Raw genomic sequence first — 17,179 nt, 5'->3', positions numbered from 1 at the left:
TAACATTTAGGGAGCAGGTTGATTCAAATAATTCACAAGCAAAGCAACGACATAACTATAGCTTTGCATACCATCTTTTTGATTATTTGCAATAAGGTAGCTGTCATAGGTTTTTTTGAATAAGGGTTCTAATGGGTTTTGGTAGGAATCCCAGAATAGCTGAACTTCTTGATAGTTTTTTATAATGCCTTTGTTAATAGTTTCAACTAATTCATAATATAAATCTTGGTCTCTTTTGTAAACTTCAAATAAACAATGCCTCAACGCAAACGTATAGCCACTATATTTAAAGTAAATATCGTCATGAGATATGGCTGCAAGTGCACCAATAAAATTAGCTTCGTTTTCAGCAGCATAACCTAACTGATGTGCAATTTCATGTGAAACTGTTGTTGGAAACTTGTAAGTTGGAATCAGCTTGTCAATATGGGCTTCGTTGGTTAATGGATTCAAATAACCGCTAAATCCCATATATGTTAAAGGTAAACTAAACAAGGATTTTTTTAGGCTAGGAGGTGAGTAAGCTAGATGTGGATAATCATTTTGTAGATTTTGATAACCTTTTGGAGATAAATCTAAAATATCGTTTTTGGAATAGGGTAATTCAATTTTGAGACTATCATTTTTGGAAATGGATGTATGTAACTCATTGGACTTATCAATAAGTTTTTTAGTAACCATAAGCAATTCTTGGGTGCTGTAATTTGCTTGTAAACCCAAATTTTCATGAAGCGGTTGTCTGTAATAATTTAAAGCCCACAATACATGAAAGGCAAAATAAATAACAGATACAGCAGAAAAGACATCAATTATCCAGCCTTTTAAATCTTTAACAAAACGCCACCTATTTTTTATGAGCCATCTTACAACATAAATAATAGCTAGTGCGTAAAAAATGTCTCCAAATGAAAATGGAAGCCAGCCAAAAATATAACGTGATAATTTTGAAATCCATTGATATAATCCATTACTATAATATGTTTCAACAAATTCTGGGAAGTAGGTTAGAATTTTAATGATAATGAGTTGCGGAATTAAAGCAAGCGCTAAATAAAGTTTTGGGTTTCTTCGCATGATTCAAAAATAGCGAATTGTTTGTAATACGCTATACATTAATTACCTTTGTTCGACTTAAAAAATAGACATATGAATGAAGCAATAAGAGAATTAGAACCCAAAGCCTTATGGAATAAATTTGTCGATTTAAATGCTGTGCCCAGACCTTCAAAAAAAGAAGAACGTGTCATAGCATTTATGAAAGATTTTGGAGAGCAATTAGGATTGGAAACTACAGAGGATGAAGTTGGAAACGTTATCATAAAAAAACCAGCAACTCCAGGGATGGAGGATCGTATGACAATCGTCATGCAATCACACTTAGACATGGTGCATCAAAAAAATAACGACACTGAATTTGATTTTGATTCGCAAGGAATAGACATGTATGTTGATGGCGATTGGGTTCGCGCCAAAGGAACTACTTTAGGAGCAGATAATGGATTGGGCGTAGCAACAATAATGGCTATATTAGAAAGTAAAGATATTGAACACCCTGCTATAGAAGCCCTATTTACTATAGACGAAGAAACAGGGATGACTGGAGCGATGGGTTTAAAAGGTGGTTTACTTGAAGGTGATATTTTGTTGAATTTAGATACCGAAGAAGATGATGAAATTGGTGTTGGCTGTGCAGGAGGTGTTGATGTTACGGCAACACGATCTTATAAAGTTGAAGAAACACCAGAATTTAAAATCGGTTATAAAATTACTGTAAAAGGATTGCAAGGTGGTCATTCAGGCATGCAAATTCATGAAGGATTAGGAAATGCTAACAAAATTATGAACCGCATGGTGTTTGATGGTTTTGAAAATTTTGGTTTGCGTATATCCGAAATACAAGGCGGTAGTTTGCGTAATGCCATTCCGAGAGAAAGTGTTGCAACCGTTGCTATAGATGCCATTCATGAAGATGCTTTTATTATGGAAATGGCACAATTAGCCCAGACTATTAAAACAGAATTGCGTACAATGGAACCTGATTTAGAGATTGTTATTTCTAAATGTGAAACTCCTAAAGCTATAATGGATTTAGGTGTTCAAGAAGGAGTAACTCGTGCCTTATATGCTGCTTGTAATGGTGTTTATAGAATGAGTGCAGATATTCCCGATTTGGTTGAGACTTCTAATAACATTGCGAAAGTTTCTATTAATAATGGCGAAATAAAAATTGAATGTCTAACACGGTCCTCTGTTGAAAGTTCAAAGTGGGACTTGGCAAATATGCTTCGTGCAACATTTGAACTAACAGGATGTGAAGTAGAATTTTCTGGTGATTATCCAGGTTGGAAACCTAATATGGATTCAAAAATTTTGAAAGTATTAGAACGCATTTACGTTGAAATGAATAATGAGAAGCCTCACGTAGCAGCTTGTCATGCTGGATTGGAATGTGGTATTTTAGGTCAAAACTACCCGGAAATGGACATGATAAGTTTTGGCCCGAACATTAAAGGAGCGCATTCACCTGATGAACGTGCACAAATTTCTTCAACACAAAAATATTGGAAGTTTGTTTTAGAAATTTTAAAGCAAATTCCTAAAAAGTAATATGATTGTTAAATAAAAAAAGCAGCTATCGAGCTGCTTTTTTTATTTATATATTCTCAAAATTATTTTATTCCAACAAGTTCTATGTCAAAAATAACATTCGCATTAGGTGGAATTGGTCCAGAACCTTGTTCACCCCATCCTAAATATGATGGTATAAATACACGTGCTTTATCACCAATATTCATATTGAGCATGGCATCTCTAAAGCCAGGAACAACTCTTGCAGTTTCATTGTAGGCATCATCGAATGGCTTATAACCGCCTTGTTTGTCACGTTGTTCATTGTACACATTATTTTCTTTGGCCACATCTGCCCAACTCGTATCAAACAAACGACCATCTTCAAAATAGCCAGCATAATTAATCAATACACGATCTGCACTACTTGGTTTTTTACCATCTTTATTCTTATTGTGGAAAATCATGACAACTCCAGTATCTAGTTTTTCAACTGGTCCAGGCAAATCACTGTTCTTTTCAATGAAATTTTCAGCAGCGATACTTGCAGATTCTTGAAGTTTTTTGCGGGCCTCTTCTTTAAGTGCTTTTTGTTTTTCTTCTATTTTTGGTAATTCTTCTGTATAGACTTTAACTGCAGCAAAACTCGCTGCATCTTGACCTCTTCTTAAAATATTTAGTTTTTCAATTACTACGGGATCAACAGGTTTGTTGTTTCCAGGAGCCACTTTTACATTTGAAATTGTATCTAATACATCTAAACCAATTACGAGTTCTCCAAAAACTGAATGTTTGTTGTCAAGATGTGGTGTAGGGACTTCTGTGATAAAAAACTGACTGCCATTTGTGCCAGGTCCGGAATTGGCCATTGACAAAATACCCGGCTTGTCATGCTTTAAATCTGGATGAAATTCATCAAGGAATTTATAACCTGGCCCACCAGTACCAGTACCAGTAGGATCACCACCTTGAATCATGAATTTATCAATTACGCGGTGAAAAACGATACTGTCAAAGTAAGGTTTTCCTTTAAACTGTTCTGAAACATTAGGATGCATACCTTCTGCTAATGCGACAAAATTAGCAACTGTTACAGGAGCTTTGTCATAATAAAGCTTGGCAACCATAGTTCCTTTGTTGGTTACAAATTCAGCATACAATCCATCTTCTAAATCTGGATATTTTTGTTGCTCACAAGAATTTAAGCTCATTAAAAGAGCAAGTACTAAAATTTTCATAGTATGTTTTAAAATGTTCATATTATTTATGTTTGTATTGTGATTGGTACTTATTGTATATCTTTAATATTATGGACAGTAACCTCACATATGAGAGGCATGCTGGTTCCAATTTTATTCTCGTCTCCATAATAGCCATAAGCTTTTTGGGAAGGGAATAAAAAAGTAGCTGTCTCACCTGGGCGCATTAGTTTTAAACCTTCACGCAAGCCAGTAAATAGTTCTTGTTTGTCCATAACATAATTTTGTGTTTGTAAGGTTTCTTTCGAGTAAATTACTGAACCATCTATGGCTTTGACATTGTAGTCAAAGTTTACTAAATCACCAAACTTTGGAGTGTTTAATGAATCTGCTGCTTTGTCATTGAAATAATACCAAAAACCACTTTCAGACGCTATATAATCAATCTCTGGGTTATTAGACATAAGCTTTTCAAATCGTGCTGTTTCGCGTTCATTCAGCTTAATATTACGTTCTACTGATTGATCAATAAATGAGCCAGTTGAAGCAGATATAGGTCGTCTTGCTTCTGGAGACTTGCAGGCTGAAAGAAGCAACGAAAAAACTAATATGTATAAAAATTTATTCATTATTTAGGGCATTTTTATAAGCCGGTAAGATACTAATAAATTTATCAATAGTATCTTGTAAATTGAAATCGCTTTTACCACCAGCAGCATTGGTATGTCCACCACCATTAAAATGTGCTCGTGCAAATTCATTCACGGAGAAGTCGCCTTTTGAACGGAATGATATTTTTACAATATCCTGTTGTTTATCCTCAATGAATATGGCGGCAAAAATAATATCCTTTAATGAAAGGGCATAATTTACAAAACCTTCGGTATCTCCTTTTTTAAAATTGAACGCATTTAATTCTTCTTGAGATAAGGAAATATAAGCTGTTTTTGATTCTGGGATAACCTTCAAATTTGACAATGCTTTTCCTAATAGCTGTAAACGCTCATAACTATTTGTGTCGAAAATTTGATTGTGTATTTCAGAATGATCAGCACCACAATCCATTAAAAAGGCCACAACTCGAAGCGTATCACTTGTAGTTGATGGAAATCTAAAAGAACCGGTGTCTGTCATAATACCTGTATAAAGACAGGTAGCTATATGTGTATCAATAATATTTTTGTCACCCAACATATCTATAAAATGATAAACCATTTCACAGGTAGAACTCATTTTACTATCAGAATAGGTATAAGTGGCATAATCATCAGGTTGTTGATGGTGGTCTATCATGATTTTTATCGCTGAACTGTTCGACAGAGCAGTTTCCATATCGCCAACCCTATTTAGAGCATTAAAATCTAGCGTAAAAATGATGTCAGCTTCTTTAATTAAGGTATCACAAGATTTAAAATCAGAATCATACTTTAATATTTCCGATTCATTGGGTAACCATTTCAGAAAGTCTGGATAATCATTAGGAGCAATAATAGTACAACGGTGCATCTTCAATTCCAAATAAAGCTGTAAGGCCAGAGTAGAGCCCAAGGCGTCACCATCAGGATTTTTATGTGGCACAATCACTATTTTTTTTGGTGATTGTAAAAGTTGCTTAATTGCTTTTAAATCGTCATTTGTCATAGGCAACGAATATACAATTTTTTAATAATGAATTGTATGGGTTTTTTATTTAAAAGTCTTACTTTTGCAGCCAAATTAAAACAAGAAAATGGCAACAAATAGAACATTTACAATGCTTAAGCCAGATGCTGTTGAAAAAGGACACATTGGCGCAATACTAGAAAAAATTAACGCTTCAGGATTCAGAATCGTCGCAATGAAGTTAACGCAAATGACAACTGCTGACGCTAAAGAATTTTACGCAATTCATAAAGAGCGACCATTTTTTGGTGAATTGGTGGAATACATGACACGTGGACCAATTGTTGCTGCAATTTTAGAGAAAGAAAATGCAGTAGAAGATTTTAGAACCTTAATAGGTGCTACTAATCCAGCAGAAGCTGCCGAGGGAACTATCCGTAAGTTGTATGCTGCCTCAATTGGTGAAAATGCGGTACATGGAAGTGATAGTGATGAGAACGCTGCCATTGAAGGTGCTTTTCATTTTTCAGGGCGTGATATGTTCTAAAACAAACATAAATATTAGCATAAAAACCTGTACAATTTGTGCGGGTTTTTTTGTGTCTGAATTTCAGTGTTTTAATCCTCAAAACTAAAATTATAAACTGTTTCTTTTGGTTACGTTCATCCTATAAAATTGCATTTTTGTGACGATAATCTATAAAAACATGACACTCATCTATTTTCTATATTTCTTTAACACTTTTTTTAACAATTTTTCTATTTTTAGAAATGGTTTTTGCTATTAGAACCATAACACATATATTATTTATTTGATTTATTGACAGTTAAAATACAGTTTTGAGATTGTAATAATCTTCAAATCAATAATATATTCCAGATCTACATTTTAAGCCTAAATATTACAAATGATTTTTGTGGTAATAATCATGGGTTTATAATGAACCTGCATAATTAATTTTTAACCAATTTTTAACAATTATGAGAAAAACTAACTTGGAGTCGCGTAATCGACTTAAAAATCAAGAAAGTTGTTGTAGTTTTAGAGGTTTACTCTATTCTAAAGCAACTTTGTTTTTTGCGTTATTGTTACTCCCTGCATTGATTTTTGCACAAAGTAACAGGCAACAGCAATTAACAGAAAAAGAAGCTAGAAATCAAGCTTATTTGGATGCCAAATATGGTAACAAAGTAGAACTTGATCAACCTATGGTGTTCCAGAAACAAGCTGTTCAACAAGTATCATTAAGTACTCAATCAGTTTCAACTGAAGCAGAAAGAATACTTCAAAAAGAAGAAATTAAGTTACGTCAGAAAGGCCTATCTGATATTCAAATCCAGGCTGAATTAGATGCAATCAAGAATCCTGAAAGTGTTCCTGCATATTATGCTAGACAAGGTAGTAATGATTGCTCAAACGCTGTTGAAATAGACTGTAATGATGGTCCAATTGCCGGTAGTACGGCAGGATTTTCTAATGCTGGATTTATTAATTGTGGAGGCGGTGCTTCTGCAGGAAATGGCGTTTGGTATGTGATGACTGGAGATAATGCCAATAATGTAATTTCTGTCACGGGAAGTGGTGGTTTTGCACCTAGAGTACATGTATATTCTGGTTCATGCGGTGCAATACAATGTCAAGGTGGTGTTATTGGACAAGGAACTGGTTCGGCATCGTTCTTTGCTGCTGGAGGGGATACCTATTATCTATATGTAACAGGAGGAGCTACTGCTTCAGGTGCTTATACTATAGAGTTGACTTCTGCTAATTGTCAAGCACCAACTGGTGATGGCTTATCAGCTGCAACGGCTTATCCAGCGTCATGTGGTGATCAATATTCTGAAGATACTTCAGGTACTTCATCTATTCCAGGACATCAACAAGGACCTTCATGTAATGGTGCTACAAATCCAAATGGAGTTTGGTATGTATTGAATGTTACGGGAGATTATTCGGATGGTACTGGTGTAACTTTAGATTTATGTGCTTCTGATGATTATGATACTGAAGTTCATGTTTATGAAGGAGTTGCTTTAGATTGTGTTGGTAGTGACGATGATTCCTGCGGTATTAATGGTTGGAGATCTGAATTTTCTTTCGATGCACAACCTAATACAGATTACTATATATATGTAGGTGGTTTTGGAAGTTCTTCTCAAGGTGTATTTGTAATGGATGTTCTTTGTGATGGTATAGCACCACCACCACCACCTAGCATTCCAGCAAACGATTTATGCGCCGATGCTACAGAATTAAATTGCGGTGAAACTTTAGTTGATCAATCAACTATTTTAGCTACAGGAGGAAGTTCTACTTCTTGTTTTGGTACTATTGGTAATGATGTTTGGTATTTGGTTGAAGGCACAGGTTATGGTCTTAATCTAACGGTTAATGCTACTGGAGATGAAGAATTACAAGTTGAAGTTTATGAAGTTGTTGACGCCAATTGTAATAACTTTACATTAGGAAGTTGTACGATAGGTGATGATGGTTTTTCTAACCCATCAGTTGTTGATTTCGTTTCAGATGAAAATATGATTTATTATGTAAGAGTTGGTAGCTGGATTAGTTCTTCACCTGATACAACTTTTGATATTACACTTACATGTCAAGATCCACCTTCACCACCAGACAATGATAACTGTGAAGATGCTGAAACTATTGTATGTGGTGACACGGTTTCTGGTGATACTTATTTAGCAACTAACACAGGAGTGCCTTTTTGTGATTCAGATGCACCAACTAACTCTCCAGGCGTATGGTATGCGTTTACGGGTACTGGTGAAGTTGTAGATTTAGATTTAGAAGGTGTTAATTATGATGCAGTCATTTCAGTTTATACTGGAGGTTGTGATGGATTAACGTGTGTTATAGGTGAAAATGGAGATTTTAGCGATGATTCTTCTGTAAGATTCTTATCTGAATCTGGTACTGATTATTTAATTTTTGTATCAGGTTTCTTTGGAGCGGTAGGTGATTTTAATTTAGAAATCTCTTGCCAACCAGATCCATGCTCTACAGCGGAGCAAATATCATGTGCAGATACTTTAGTTATTGGTAACAATTCTGGAGCTAATGGTTCTACAGCTGGTCCTGTGGGAACTTGCGGAACATCGGCATCATCACCAGGTGTGTTTTATGAATTTATTGGAAACGATCAGTTTGTAAATATTACAATGTGTGGTTCTAATTTTGATACAAAATTGAATGTTTATACTGGTTCTTGCGGAGCTTTAGAGTGTTTAACAGGAAATGATGATGGTCCAACATGTGGTGCTTTTCCTGAAAGGGGTGCAGAAGTGGATTTCTTTGCAGATTCTAGCCAAACTTATTATATATGGGTAAGTGGCTTTAGTGGAGCAACAGGTGATTTTCAAATGAATATTACTTGTCAAAATGCAGCTGTTAATGATACATGTGATTCACCAACAGCTTTAAGTTGTGGTTCGACTGATGTTCCAGGTTCAACTGAACTATCTACGGATAGAGATGCACCAGACTCTGTATGTGATACAGGTGTGGCTGGACCAGGTGTATGGTATACAGTTATAGGTCAAGGAGGTGATTTAGTAGTTTCTACTTGTGACTCTGCTAATTTTGATACAAAAATTATTATCCTTACTGGTTCAGGTTGTGAAGACTTAACTTGTGTAGATGGTAATGATGATGGTGATGGTTGTTCAGGCGGTACTTCTGAAGTTCAATTTAATGCTGTTGATGGTCAACTATATTACATCTATGTGACAGGTTTTGGTGAGCAAAAAGGTGACTTTACAATAAGTGTTGATTGTGTTTGTTATACTGAAAGCACCACAGCTGAATGTTTAACATTATATGGTGGATACACTGATGATTACTCGCAAGCTGTTTTAAGTGGTAATCTGCTTGGGACAGATGGCGATGTAACTTATTCTTGGAATACAGGCGCTACAAGTCAGTCCATTACCGTGGATGCTGCAGATGGCACACAACAATATTCAGTTACTATGACTGATGAATATGGTTGTTCTTCAATTCAAGAATGGTTTGTTTATTCTATAGATGCTGATTGTGATCGTGGTAATAGTAATAAAGTTGAAATATGCCATAATGGTACAACCATTTGTGTTAATGAAAATGCGGTTGCATCTCATTTAGCTCATGGCGATTCTATAGGAGCTTGTGGTACTCCATTATGTGATGAGTTACTACCTTTCTGTGATGCTAGTATTACTGCTCCAGCTAATGGGGAAACAGGAGTGTCACTTACGCCAACAATTTCATGGTCTTCTGCAACAGGAGTTGTAGATTATTATAATCTAGTAATTAGTATTGGAGGAACAGAAGTTGTTAATGAAGATGTTTATGGTTTATCCTATACTGTTACTACAGAATTAGATTATGAGAGTGAGTATAGTATATCTTTAGTACCATTCAATGTTAATGGTTCAGGTAATTGTGATATCACATCGAGTTTTACAACTATTGAAGATCCATTACCAAATGATGATTGTGATGGTGCTATAGCATTGACCGTTAATGCAGACCTTAATTGTGGTGTTGTATTTGCAGGCAATAATATAGATTCAACGCCTTCACCACAGCCAGATGATGTAACAGGTACACCTAATACAGATGTTTGGTTTAGCTTTGTGGCTACGTCAAGTCTTCATAGAATATCTTTAAGCAATGTTGTAAATGTTGGAGGTGGAACTTCTACTAGTACGGATATGGGTATGGGCGTTTATAATGCCGATAGTGGATGTGAATCTCTAGTATTCGTTGACGATAGTGATCCAAATACGTTGAATTTGTCAGGTTTAACACCAGGTGACACTTATGTCGTTCGTGTTTACGGATGGTCTTCGACTATACAATATACTACGTTTGATATTTGTGTAGGAACACCACCACCACCACCAGTAAATAATGATTGTTCAGGTGCTGTTGCTTTAACAGTAAATACTGATGGAACATGTGATATAACATATTCTGCAGATCATGGAACTGCAACTGATAGTGGAGGAACAACAGTTACTGGTTGTGATTTATTTGGAAATATTGATACTTGGTACACGTTTGTTGCGCCAGCATCTGGTGTGGTTGAATTGAGCACCATTAATGGAACTCAATCTGGAAACCCAGGTTTCCAAGTCTATGATACATGTAGCGGGACTCAACTATTTTGTTCTAATAACTTATCAGGAACTCAAACTGTTAATGGTTTGACTGCTGGAACAGAATATACTTTAGCAGTTTGGTTTGATAGTGGAAATGGAACATTTGATATCTGTCTTTCTGAACCTGTTGTTCTTCCTCCAGGAGGAGATGTAGTGACTTGTGGAGTACCTGTAAATGTAACTTATTGCTATGGTAGCAATGAAATTACTGAGTGGGCTTACCAATCATCTGATGGTTCTCCATTAACTTTATTTTTCAATTCAGGTGAGATAGAAGAGTCTTCTTTTTCTGGTAATGCTTGGGATGATTTATATATTTATGATGGTTTTGATAATGGTGGTATATTATTACATGAACCTAATGATGGTATAGTTGGTAATGCTGATTTAACTGGTCAGTCATTTACAGCTAACAGTGGTTACTTGTATATGTATTTTGATTCAGATGGTTCTGTTTCATGTCAGTCTAGTTCATCTTATGACCCTTGGGATTTTGATGTGACTTGTAATGGATCTCGTCAAGCAAACCCAGATTTGGAGTGGAGTTTATATCCAAACCCTTCTAGAGGTCAAGTAAATTTAGACTTAAAAGATTTTGTTAATAATGATATTAACGTTCAGGTAATTGACTTGAGAGGCAATGTTGTTTTAAACAGAACGGTTCAAAATTTACAAGATCCTAAATTACAAATAGAGCTTAATAATGTACCTTACGGTATGTATTTTGTTCGCGTACAGTCTCAAGACAACGTATCTACTAAACGATTAATTATTAATAACTAATTGTTTAAGTAATATTAAATAAAAGAAAACCACCAGGAAACTGGTGGTTTTTTTATTGTTATAAACGCTGTGGAGTATGTGTTTTTTTAGCGTAAACTTAATTCAGGATATCCATGATAAAGTCATACCAAAAAATTGTTATAAACTACCTTAAAACTAGTTTTTTAATAAGCTCTTTTCCTAGACTTTCATTGAGCATACTTATGATTTTTTGATTCCCATAGCTTAATTCTTCGCGTAACACGCTTGAGCTTAATTGTACATATAACACATCACCTTTTAATTGAATATTAGTTGTGTAATTATTAACACCATTACCCATCATGTTTTTCCAAGCATCTTGTACGTTAACTGCATCTAAACCTTTATCCAGTTTATTGGTTTCAACAAACTCTTTTAAAGCATCAGCTATATTTCGGTATTCTGTGTGTCGTTTTGCCATGAACATTTCCTGCGAAAGCAGGATTCTTTAATTTAGGTTGTTTAAATTTATGGGTTCGTAACGTTTATAGTTATAAATCACATTATTCGCATTGATAATTGTTAGTTGTGTTTCGGTTGCTTTTAAAACTGTTTCCTTCCAATTATCAAATGGTGTTTCATAGTACATATTTAAACTGTCATTTTCAAATTTTATAGTAAAACTTTCAGAGTTTTTTGAAGTTTCAAATGTACCACTAAAATTAGGTTTTAATTTTTTTCTTATACCATTAAGGCTATCGTTGATTGAAATAAAATCAATGGTATTGCTAAACCTATAATCTATTTGCTCACCATTATTTAAAATAACGGATTCTATTTCCCAGTAGCCCTCAAGATGATTTAGATAATCAGTTGTATCAGGCTTGCAATCTAATAATAGCAAAAAAGTTAATAGCGTTAAGGCGAATTTATAGTTTGAATATTTCATAAGATTGATGTACTTGTTTTATAGCAGCTTCCGTTCTATCAGCATGTGTATCACTAATAAATAACTGACCAAAGTTTTCATCATCTACTAATTTGATTATTTGTGAAACACGCTGTTCATCTAATTTATCAAAAATATCATCCAATAATAAAATAGGGTTTACACCACTTTGTGCTTTTATAAAATCAAACTGTGCCAGTTTTAGAGCAATTAAGAAAGACTTTTGCTGGCCTTGGCTACCAAATTTTTTAATGGGATGATTATCAATGTTAAAGAGTAGATCATCTTTGTGAATACCAACGCTTGTGTATTGCAGTGCTTTATCCTTATTGATAACTTCTGCTAGTAGTTGTCCTAAATTTTTATCAGTTAAATCACTTTCATAAAGTAAATTTACTAATTCATTGCCATTGCTTATGGCTTTATAACGATTTTTAAATATGGGTATGAAAATCTCTAAAAAACGAGTCCGTTTCTTATGGATATCGTGACCAAATTGATTTAGTTGTTCATTATAAATGAGCAATGTATCATTGTTGAACGTATTGTTTAGCGCAAAATATTTTAGTAATGAATTGCGTTGTGCCAATACCTTGTTGTATTTAATGAGTGTTTCTAAATAAGCTTTGTCACTCTGCGAAATAACACTATCAATAAACTTTCTGCGTGTTGCACTACCTTCAATAATCAAATCACGGTCGGCTGGTGAAATAATGACCAATGGCAAAAAACCTATATGATCACTAAAACGCTCATAGGCTTTGGCATTGCGTTTAATTACTTTTTTCTGTCCTTTTTTTAAGCTGACAACTATTTTTTCAGTAGCATCATTTTTATCATATTCACCATTGATAACAAAAAAAGATTCATCATGCTTGATATTTTGAATAGCGATAGGATTAAAATAACTTTTCCCAAATGATAAGTGATAAATGGCATCTAATACATTTGTTTTACCCACGCCATTATTTCCAACAAAACAGTTGATTTTTTCATTAAAATCAAACGAACGATTTTCAAAATTTTTATAATTGAGTAAGGCTAATGACTTTAGAATCATAAAAAAGCGACGTATTAATAATTTTTGTGTTTTTTTCGCTAAAGGATGTGCAAATTATTGAAAAATAACAAATAAATACCCTTTTAAATCTAAAGAAAAATTATATTTTTGCGGCGCATTAATTTACAATATATGGCAACGTACAAGAAGAGAGGATATAAACCAAAGACGAAAGAAGAAAAGGAGCACAATATTGAGGATAACTCAACAACAGCTGAAGTATTTAATACACTTGATGAAACGGCATCAAAAACCGAAGATTGGGTAATAGCAAATCAAAAGTATATTTTTGTTATTATCGGAGTTGTCGCAGCCGTAGTTTTGGGATATCTTGGTTACAATGAATTTATAGCGAAGCCTAAACAAAGTGAGGCTATGAATGATATGTTCCAAGCTCAAAAGTACTATGACCAAGCAGTTACTTCAACCACTGCAAAAGATTCGCTTTTTAATTTAGCATTAAATGGTGGTGAAGGAAAGTATGGCATGTTAGATATTGCTTCAGAATATAGTGGCTCAAAGGCTGCTGATATGGCTAATTACTATGCAGGAATGGCTTATTTAAATATGAAAGATTATAAAAATGCTGTAACCTATTTAAGTGAGTTTTCTGGAGAAGATGAAATTTTGGCACCAATGGCAAAAGGCGGAATTGGTGATGCTTTCGTTCAACTGAATCAAGAAGAGGATGCATTAGGCTATTATGAAGAGGCTGCTAGTATGCGTAGCAATGATTTCACAACACCATTATATTTGTATAAAGCAGGTATCGTTGCTATGGAATTAGGTAAGACTGATAAAGCTTTGAAGCACTTTGAAAGTATTAAGGAGAATTATCCAGAGTCATCAGAGGCTGCCAATATTGATGTTTTTATAGGTAAAACAAGAGCATTAGCCAATAAATAATTGGCCAAATACTCATAAAGTACTATGGCAACAGAAAATAAAAATTTATCTGATTACGATAAAACAACAATCCCAAACGCGAAAAATTTTCGGTTTGGGATTGTTGTTTCAGAATGGAATGATACCATTACCGAAGGCCTTTACAATGGCGTCTACAACACATTAATTGAAAATCAAGTAGGTCAGGAAAATATCCTGCGTTGGAACGTGCCTGGCAGTTACGAATTAATTTTTGGTTGTAAGAAAATGCAAGAACAACAGGTTGATGCTGTGATTGCTATAGGTAGCGTGATTCAAGGAGAAACAAAGCATTTTGATTTTGTTTGTGATGCCGTTTCACAAGGTATCAAAGATTTAAATATACTTCATAATACACCTGTTATATTCTGTGTGCTTACTGATAATACTATGCAGCAAGCCATTGATCGTTCAGGCGGTAAACACGGTAATAAAGGTACAGAGGCTGCCATTGCTGCTATTAAAATGGCTCATTTGAATACGATAAGCTAAACTTGAAAACTTAAAGTTCAATAGCGCTTTAACTTCTACTTGTTAACAATTTTTGGGACTATTACTTTAGTATTTCTGTGTAAATTCTGTATTTTTGAATTTATCTCTTAACAGTAGGTGCTTTGGCAAAATCAAATAGAAATTTTAATTACAAACCGAGATTTCAAGATGATGCGGCTAAAGATAATAATGCCAATATTAAGACAGAATGGCAAAACTTAAAGCACTCTAGGTCAAGAAAAAAGAGTTTTTTAAGCTCACCGCTTTTTTTGGTCTTGTTTTTGATTACAGTACTGATAATTATGTATGTTTTAAGTCAATATGAATAAGTAAATTATGGGTGTTTTTAAGACAAGAAAAAATAAAAAATTCAGCTATACGCCAAGACACTACAAAGGTGAAGGAAATCCGTATGAAATAAAACATAAGTTTGATGATTTTAGAACAACGGTTGGAAGTAATAAAGGTCTGAAAACGAAATTTATTTCGGCATGGGACGATTATCGAAATAATGCCGATAAAAATGCCGATAAACGTGTTTTAATTATTGTTTCCATATTAGTTCTCATTTTCCTGTTTATAATTGGTTTTGATTTGTCAATTTTCTTTTCTAAAAGCTAATGGCAGATATCATACAGTTACTTCCTGACCATGTAGCCAATCAAATAGCAGCTGGAGAAGTGGTGCAAAGACCAGCTTCAGTAGTAAAAGAATTACTTGAAAATGCTATTGACGCAAATGCTACTATCATAAAATTATTAATTAAAGACGCTGGTAAAACATTGGTTCAGGTTATAGATAATGGTGTGGGTATGAGCGTTACAGATGCGCGCTTGAGTTTTGAGAGACACGCTACATCCAAAATACGATCAGCTGACGATCTGTTCCAATTGCATACCAAAGGATTTCGTGGTGAGGCATTGGCAAGTATTGCAGCCATTGCACATGTAGAATTGAAATCAAAGCAAGAACATGATGATGTTGGCACACAAATAGTCATTGAAGGTAGTGAAGTGACATCTCAAGAAGTGATAGTAACACCAAAAGGAACATCAATTGCTGTTAAAAATTTATTCTTCAACATTCCAGCTAGACGTAATTTTTTAAAGTCAAATCCTGTTGAGTTAAGACATATTATTGATGAGTTTCATCGTGTAGCTTTAGCTCATCCCAATATTGAGTTTGTGATGTATCATAATGGGAGTGAGGTTTTCAACTTACCAGAGAGTAATTACAGACAACGTATTGTCAATATTTTTGGAAGCAAGACCAATGAGAAATTGGTTCCTGTGAATGAAGAAACCGAAATTCTCAAAGTGTCAGGATTTGTGGGTAAACCAGAGTATGCTAAAAAAACAAGAGGTGAGCAATTTTTCTTTGTAAATCAACGATTTATAAAAAGTGCTTATTTAAACCATGCTATCAATGCTGCTTTTGAAGGTTTATTGAAAGATGGTACACATGCCAGTTACTTTTTAAATTTAGAAGTTAATCCACAAACTATAGATATCAACATTCATCCAACAAAGACAGAGATCAAGTTTGATGATGAGCAAACACTTTATGCTATTTTAAGAGCATCAGTAAAACACAGTTTAGGGCAGTTTAGTATTGCACCTGTTTTAGATTTTGATAGAGATTCAAATCTAGATACGCCTTATAATTATAAAGATAAAAATGCGTCGTTTCCAACCGTAGAAGTTGATAGCACTTTCAATCCATTTAAAGAAGAAAAAACAATGAGGTCTGCCGTAAAAACCGCATTCAGAAAAGAACCTGTTGCCAGTTGGGAGAGTTTATATGTTGGTTTGGAATCAAAAGGTACCAAGTCCCCAAATGATTTTAGTGAATTGCAGTTTGAAAGTGAAGAACAAACAGGCGATATGTTTAGTGATGACAAGGATGCTGAAGCCATTCAAAACACCTATCAACTGCACAATAAGTACATTATTAGTAATATAAAATCTGGGATGTTAATGATTAATCAACATCGTGCGCACCAACGTGTATTGTATGAAGATTTTTTAAAGCAAATTACAATCAAAGAAAGTGTTAGCCAACAATTGTTGTTTCCTGTTGAAGCACATTTTTCTCCAGAAGAGGTTGAAATAATAAAAGACGTTAGAGACGATTTAGAGCATACAGGGTTTGTTTTTTCTAATTTCACCAAAGACGTAATTGAAATAACGGGTGTGCCAATTAATGTTCCAGCTAGTGAAGTGTCTTTGATTTTTGAACAATTAATTGCTGATATTCAAAACGAAGTTCCCGAAAGTAATTTTAGTGCTACAGATTTATTGGCTAAATCCATGGCAAAAAGTTTAGCTATTAAAATTGGGCAATCATTAACAGCAAAAGAACAAGACCACTTGGTGAATAGTTTGTTTGGATGTAAAGAACCAAATATTTCACCGGCTAATAAGCCTACGTTCATAACCTTGAGTATGGATGAGTTAGATAGAAAATTTGTATAAGCGAAAC

Annotated in this window: 15 protein-coding genes; 8 read left to right on the top strand and 7 right to left on the bottom strand. The window is 34.3% G+C overall.

Translation table 11 applies throughout. The features are described 5' to 3' along the window. Positions 1–6 precede the first annotated feature (6 nt). Complete coding sequence (locus HGK31_RS07110) at positions 7–1,074, bottom strand: DUF3810 domain-containing protein (RefSeq protein ID WP_191859119.1); 1,068 nt, start codon at positions 1,072–1,074, stop codon at positions 7–9. A 72-nt stretch (positions 1,075–1,146) separates the two neighbouring features. Here HGK31_RS07110 and HGK31_RS07105 point away from each other — a divergent pair, with 72 nt between their 5' ends. Continuing rightward, a complete protein-coding gene (locus tag HGK31_RS07105; protein WP_191859118.1) occupies positions 1,147–2,607 on the top strand; it encodes an aminoacyl-histidine dipeptidase in 1,461 nt (486 codons plus the stop codon). Between the two features lie 62 nt (positions 2,608–2,669). Here the strand turns inward: HGK31_RS07105 and HGK31_RS07100 are convergent, their stop codons facing one another. From HGK31_RS07100 to HGK31_RS07090, 3 genes are read right to left on the bottom strand one after another with little or no spacing between them, the layout of a single operon-like run. After that, positions 2,670–3,827, bottom strand: coding sequence for a peptidylprolyl isomerase (locus tag HGK31_RS07100; RefSeq protein WP_233451022.1), 1,158 nt, complete (start codon positions 3,825–3,827; stop codon positions 2,670–2,672). Between the two features lie 29 nt (positions 3,828–3,856). After that, positions 3,857–4,396, bottom strand: coding sequence for a gliding motility-associated peptidyl-prolyl isomerase GldI (gldI, locus tag HGK31_RS07095; protein WP_191859117.1), 540 nt, complete (start codon positions 4,394–4,396; stop codon positions 3,857–3,859). Next, positions 4,389–5,408: a DHH family phosphoesterase gene (locus tag HGK31_RS07090; RefSeq protein ID WP_191859116.1), complete on the bottom strand. Its 1,020-nt coding sequence runs from the start codon at positions 5,406–5,408 to the stop codon at positions 4,389–4,391. The genes gldI and HGK31_RS07090 overlap by 8 nt, the downstream gene beginning before the upstream one ends. An 88-nt stretch (positions 5,409–5,496) precedes the next feature. Between HGK31_RS07090 and HGK31_RS07085 the strand changes: the two genes are divergently transcribed. Continuing rightward, the gene (locus tag HGK31_RS07085) at positions 5,497–5,916 is read left to right on the top strand and encodes a nucleoside-diphosphate kinase (RefSeq protein ID WP_104734247.1); all 420 of its coding nucleotides are present in this window, start codon (positions 5,497–5,499) and stop codon (positions 5,914–5,916) included. A gap of 434 nt (positions 5,917–6,350) precedes the next feature. Further along, positions 6,351–11,312: a T9SS type A sorting domain-containing protein gene (locus HGK31_RS07080; protein ID WP_191859115.1), complete on the top strand. Its 4,962-nt coding sequence runs from the start codon at positions 6,351–6,353 to the stop codon at positions 11,310–11,312. Positions 11,313–11,457: 145 nt separating this feature from the next. Here the strand turns inward: HGK31_RS07080 and HGK31_RS07075 are convergent, their stop codons facing one another. From HGK31_RS07075 to recF, 3 genes are read right to left on the bottom strand one after another with little or no spacing between them, the layout of a single operon-like run. Then, positions 11,458–11,754, bottom strand: a complete 297-nt coding sequence (locus HGK31_RS07075; protein ID WP_104734245.1) for a DUF721 domain-containing protein — start codon at positions 11,752–11,754, stop codon at positions 11,458–11,460. Between the two features lie 27 nt (positions 11,755–11,781). Next, positions 11,782–12,222 carry a hypothetical protein gene (locus HGK31_RS07070; protein ID WP_191859114.1) on the bottom strand — a complete coding sequence of 147 codons (441 nt, stop codon included), beginning with the start codon at positions 12,220–12,222 and terminating at the stop codon, positions 11,782–11,784. Next, complete coding sequence (gene recF / locus HGK31_RS07065) at positions 12,203–13,282, bottom strand: DNA replication/repair protein RecF (protein ID WP_191859113.1); 1,080 nt, start codon at positions 13,280–13,282, stop codon at positions 12,203–12,205. Before recF ends, HGK31_RS07070 begins: the two co-directional genes overlap by 20 nt. A gap of 132 nt (positions 13,283–13,414) precedes the next feature. Between recF and HGK31_RS07060 the strand changes: the two genes are divergently transcribed. The 5 genes from HGK31_RS07060 to mutL all read left to right on the top strand — a co-directional run bounded on the left by HGK31_RS07060 (position 13,415) and on the right by mutL (position 17,172). Continuing rightward, positions 13,415–14,188 (top strand): tetratricopeptide repeat protein, encoded by a 774-nt coding sequence (locus tag HGK31_RS07060; protein ID WP_191859112.1) that lies wholly within the window; start codon positions 13,415–13,417, stop codon positions 14,186–14,188. Positions 14,189–14,212: 24 nt separating this feature from the next. Beyond that, positions 14,213–14,698 carry a 6,7-dimethyl-8-ribityllumazine synthase gene (gene ribH, locus HGK31_RS07055; protein ID WP_191859111.1) on the top strand — a complete coding sequence of 162 codons (486 nt, stop codon included), beginning with the start codon at positions 14,213–14,215 and terminating at the stop codon, positions 14,696–14,698. A gap of 122 nt (positions 14,699–14,820) precedes the next feature. Then, positions 14,821–15,027, top strand: coding sequence for a hypothetical protein (locus HGK31_RS07050; protein WP_104734240.1), 207 nt, complete (start codon positions 14,821–14,823; stop codon positions 15,025–15,027). Positions 15,028–15,034: 7 nt separating this feature from the next. After that, positions 15,035–15,319 carry a riboflavin synthase subunit beta gene (locus HGK31_RS07045; RefSeq protein ID WP_191859110.1) on the top strand — a complete coding sequence of 95 codons (285 nt, stop codon included), beginning with the start codon at positions 15,035–15,037 and terminating at the stop codon, positions 15,317–15,319. Continuing rightward, on the top strand, positions 15,319–17,172 hold the full coding sequence (gene mutL, locus HGK31_RS07040; protein WP_191859109.1) for a DNA mismatch repair endonuclease MutL: 1,854 nt from the start codon (positions 15,319–15,321) through the stop codon (positions 17,170–17,172). The genes HGK31_RS07045 and mutL overlap by 1 nt, the downstream gene beginning before the upstream one ends. The last annotated feature ends 7 nt before the right edge of the window (positions 17,173–17,179 follow it).

It is taken from the genome of Hanstruepera ponticola (assembly GCF_012931685.1).
Taxonomy (GTDB): Bacteria; Bacteroidota; Bacteroidia; order Flavobacteriales; family Flavobacteriaceae; genus Hanstruepera; species Hanstruepera ponticola.
This window is presented reverse-complemented; position numbering and strand designations above follow the sequence as displayed.

Excerpts from the sequence above, each read along its gene's own strand:
- ribH (WP_191859111.1), top strand. The coding sequence starts at position 14,213 with ATGGCAACAGAAAATAAAAATTTATCTGATTACGATAAAACAACAATC.
- recF (WP_191859113.1), bottom strand. The coding sequence starts at position 13,282 with ATGATTCTAAAGTCATTAGCCTTACTCAATTATAAAAATTTTGAAAAT.
- HGK31_RS07105 (WP_191859118.1), top strand. The coding sequence starts at position 1,147 with ATGAATGAAGCAATAAGAGAATTAGAACCCAAAGCCTTATGGAATAAA.
- HGK31_RS07090 (WP_191859116.1), bottom strand. The coding sequence starts at position 5,408 with ATGACAAATGACGATTTAAAAGCAATTAAGCAACTTTTACAATCACCA.
- HGK31_RS07100 (WP_233451022.1), bottom strand. The coding sequence starts at position 3,827 with ATGAACATTTTAAAACATACTATGAAAATTTTAGTACTTGCTCTTTTA.
- HGK31_RS07075 (WP_104734245.1), bottom strand. The coding sequence starts at position 11,754 with ATGGCAAAACGACACACAGAATACCGAAATATAGCTGATGCTTTAAAA.
- HGK31_RS07045 (WP_191859110.1), top strand. The coding sequence starts at position 15,035 with ATGGGTGTTTTTAAGACAAGAAAAAATAAAAAATTCAGCTATACGCCA.
- mutL (WP_191859109.1), top strand. The coding sequence starts at position 15,319 with ATGGCAGATATCATACAGTTACTTCCTGACCATGTAGCCAATCAAATA.
- HGK31_RS07060 (WP_191859112.1), top strand. The coding sequence starts at position 13,415 with ATGGCAACGTACAAGAAGAGAGGATATAAACCAAAGACGAAAGAAGAA.
- HGK31_RS07080 (WP_191859115.1), top strand. The coding sequence starts at position 6,351 with ATGAGAAAAACTAACTTGGAGTCGCGTAATCGACTTAAAAATCAAGAA.
- gldI (WP_191859117.1), bottom strand. The coding sequence starts at position 4,396 with ATGAATAAATTTTTATACATATTAGTTTTTTCGTTGCTTCTTTCAGCC.
- HGK31_RS07085 (WP_104734247.1), top strand. The coding sequence starts at position 5,497 with ATGGCAACAAATAGAACATTTACAATGCTTAAGCCAGATGCTGTTGAA.
- HGK31_RS07110 (WP_191859119.1), bottom strand. The coding sequence starts at position 1,074 with ATGCGAAGAAACCCAAAACTTTATTTAGCGCTTGCTTTAATTCCGCAA.
- HGK31_RS07070 (WP_191859114.1), bottom strand. The coding sequence starts at position 12,222 with ATGAAATATTCAAACTATAAATTCGCCTTAACGCTATTAACTTTTTTG.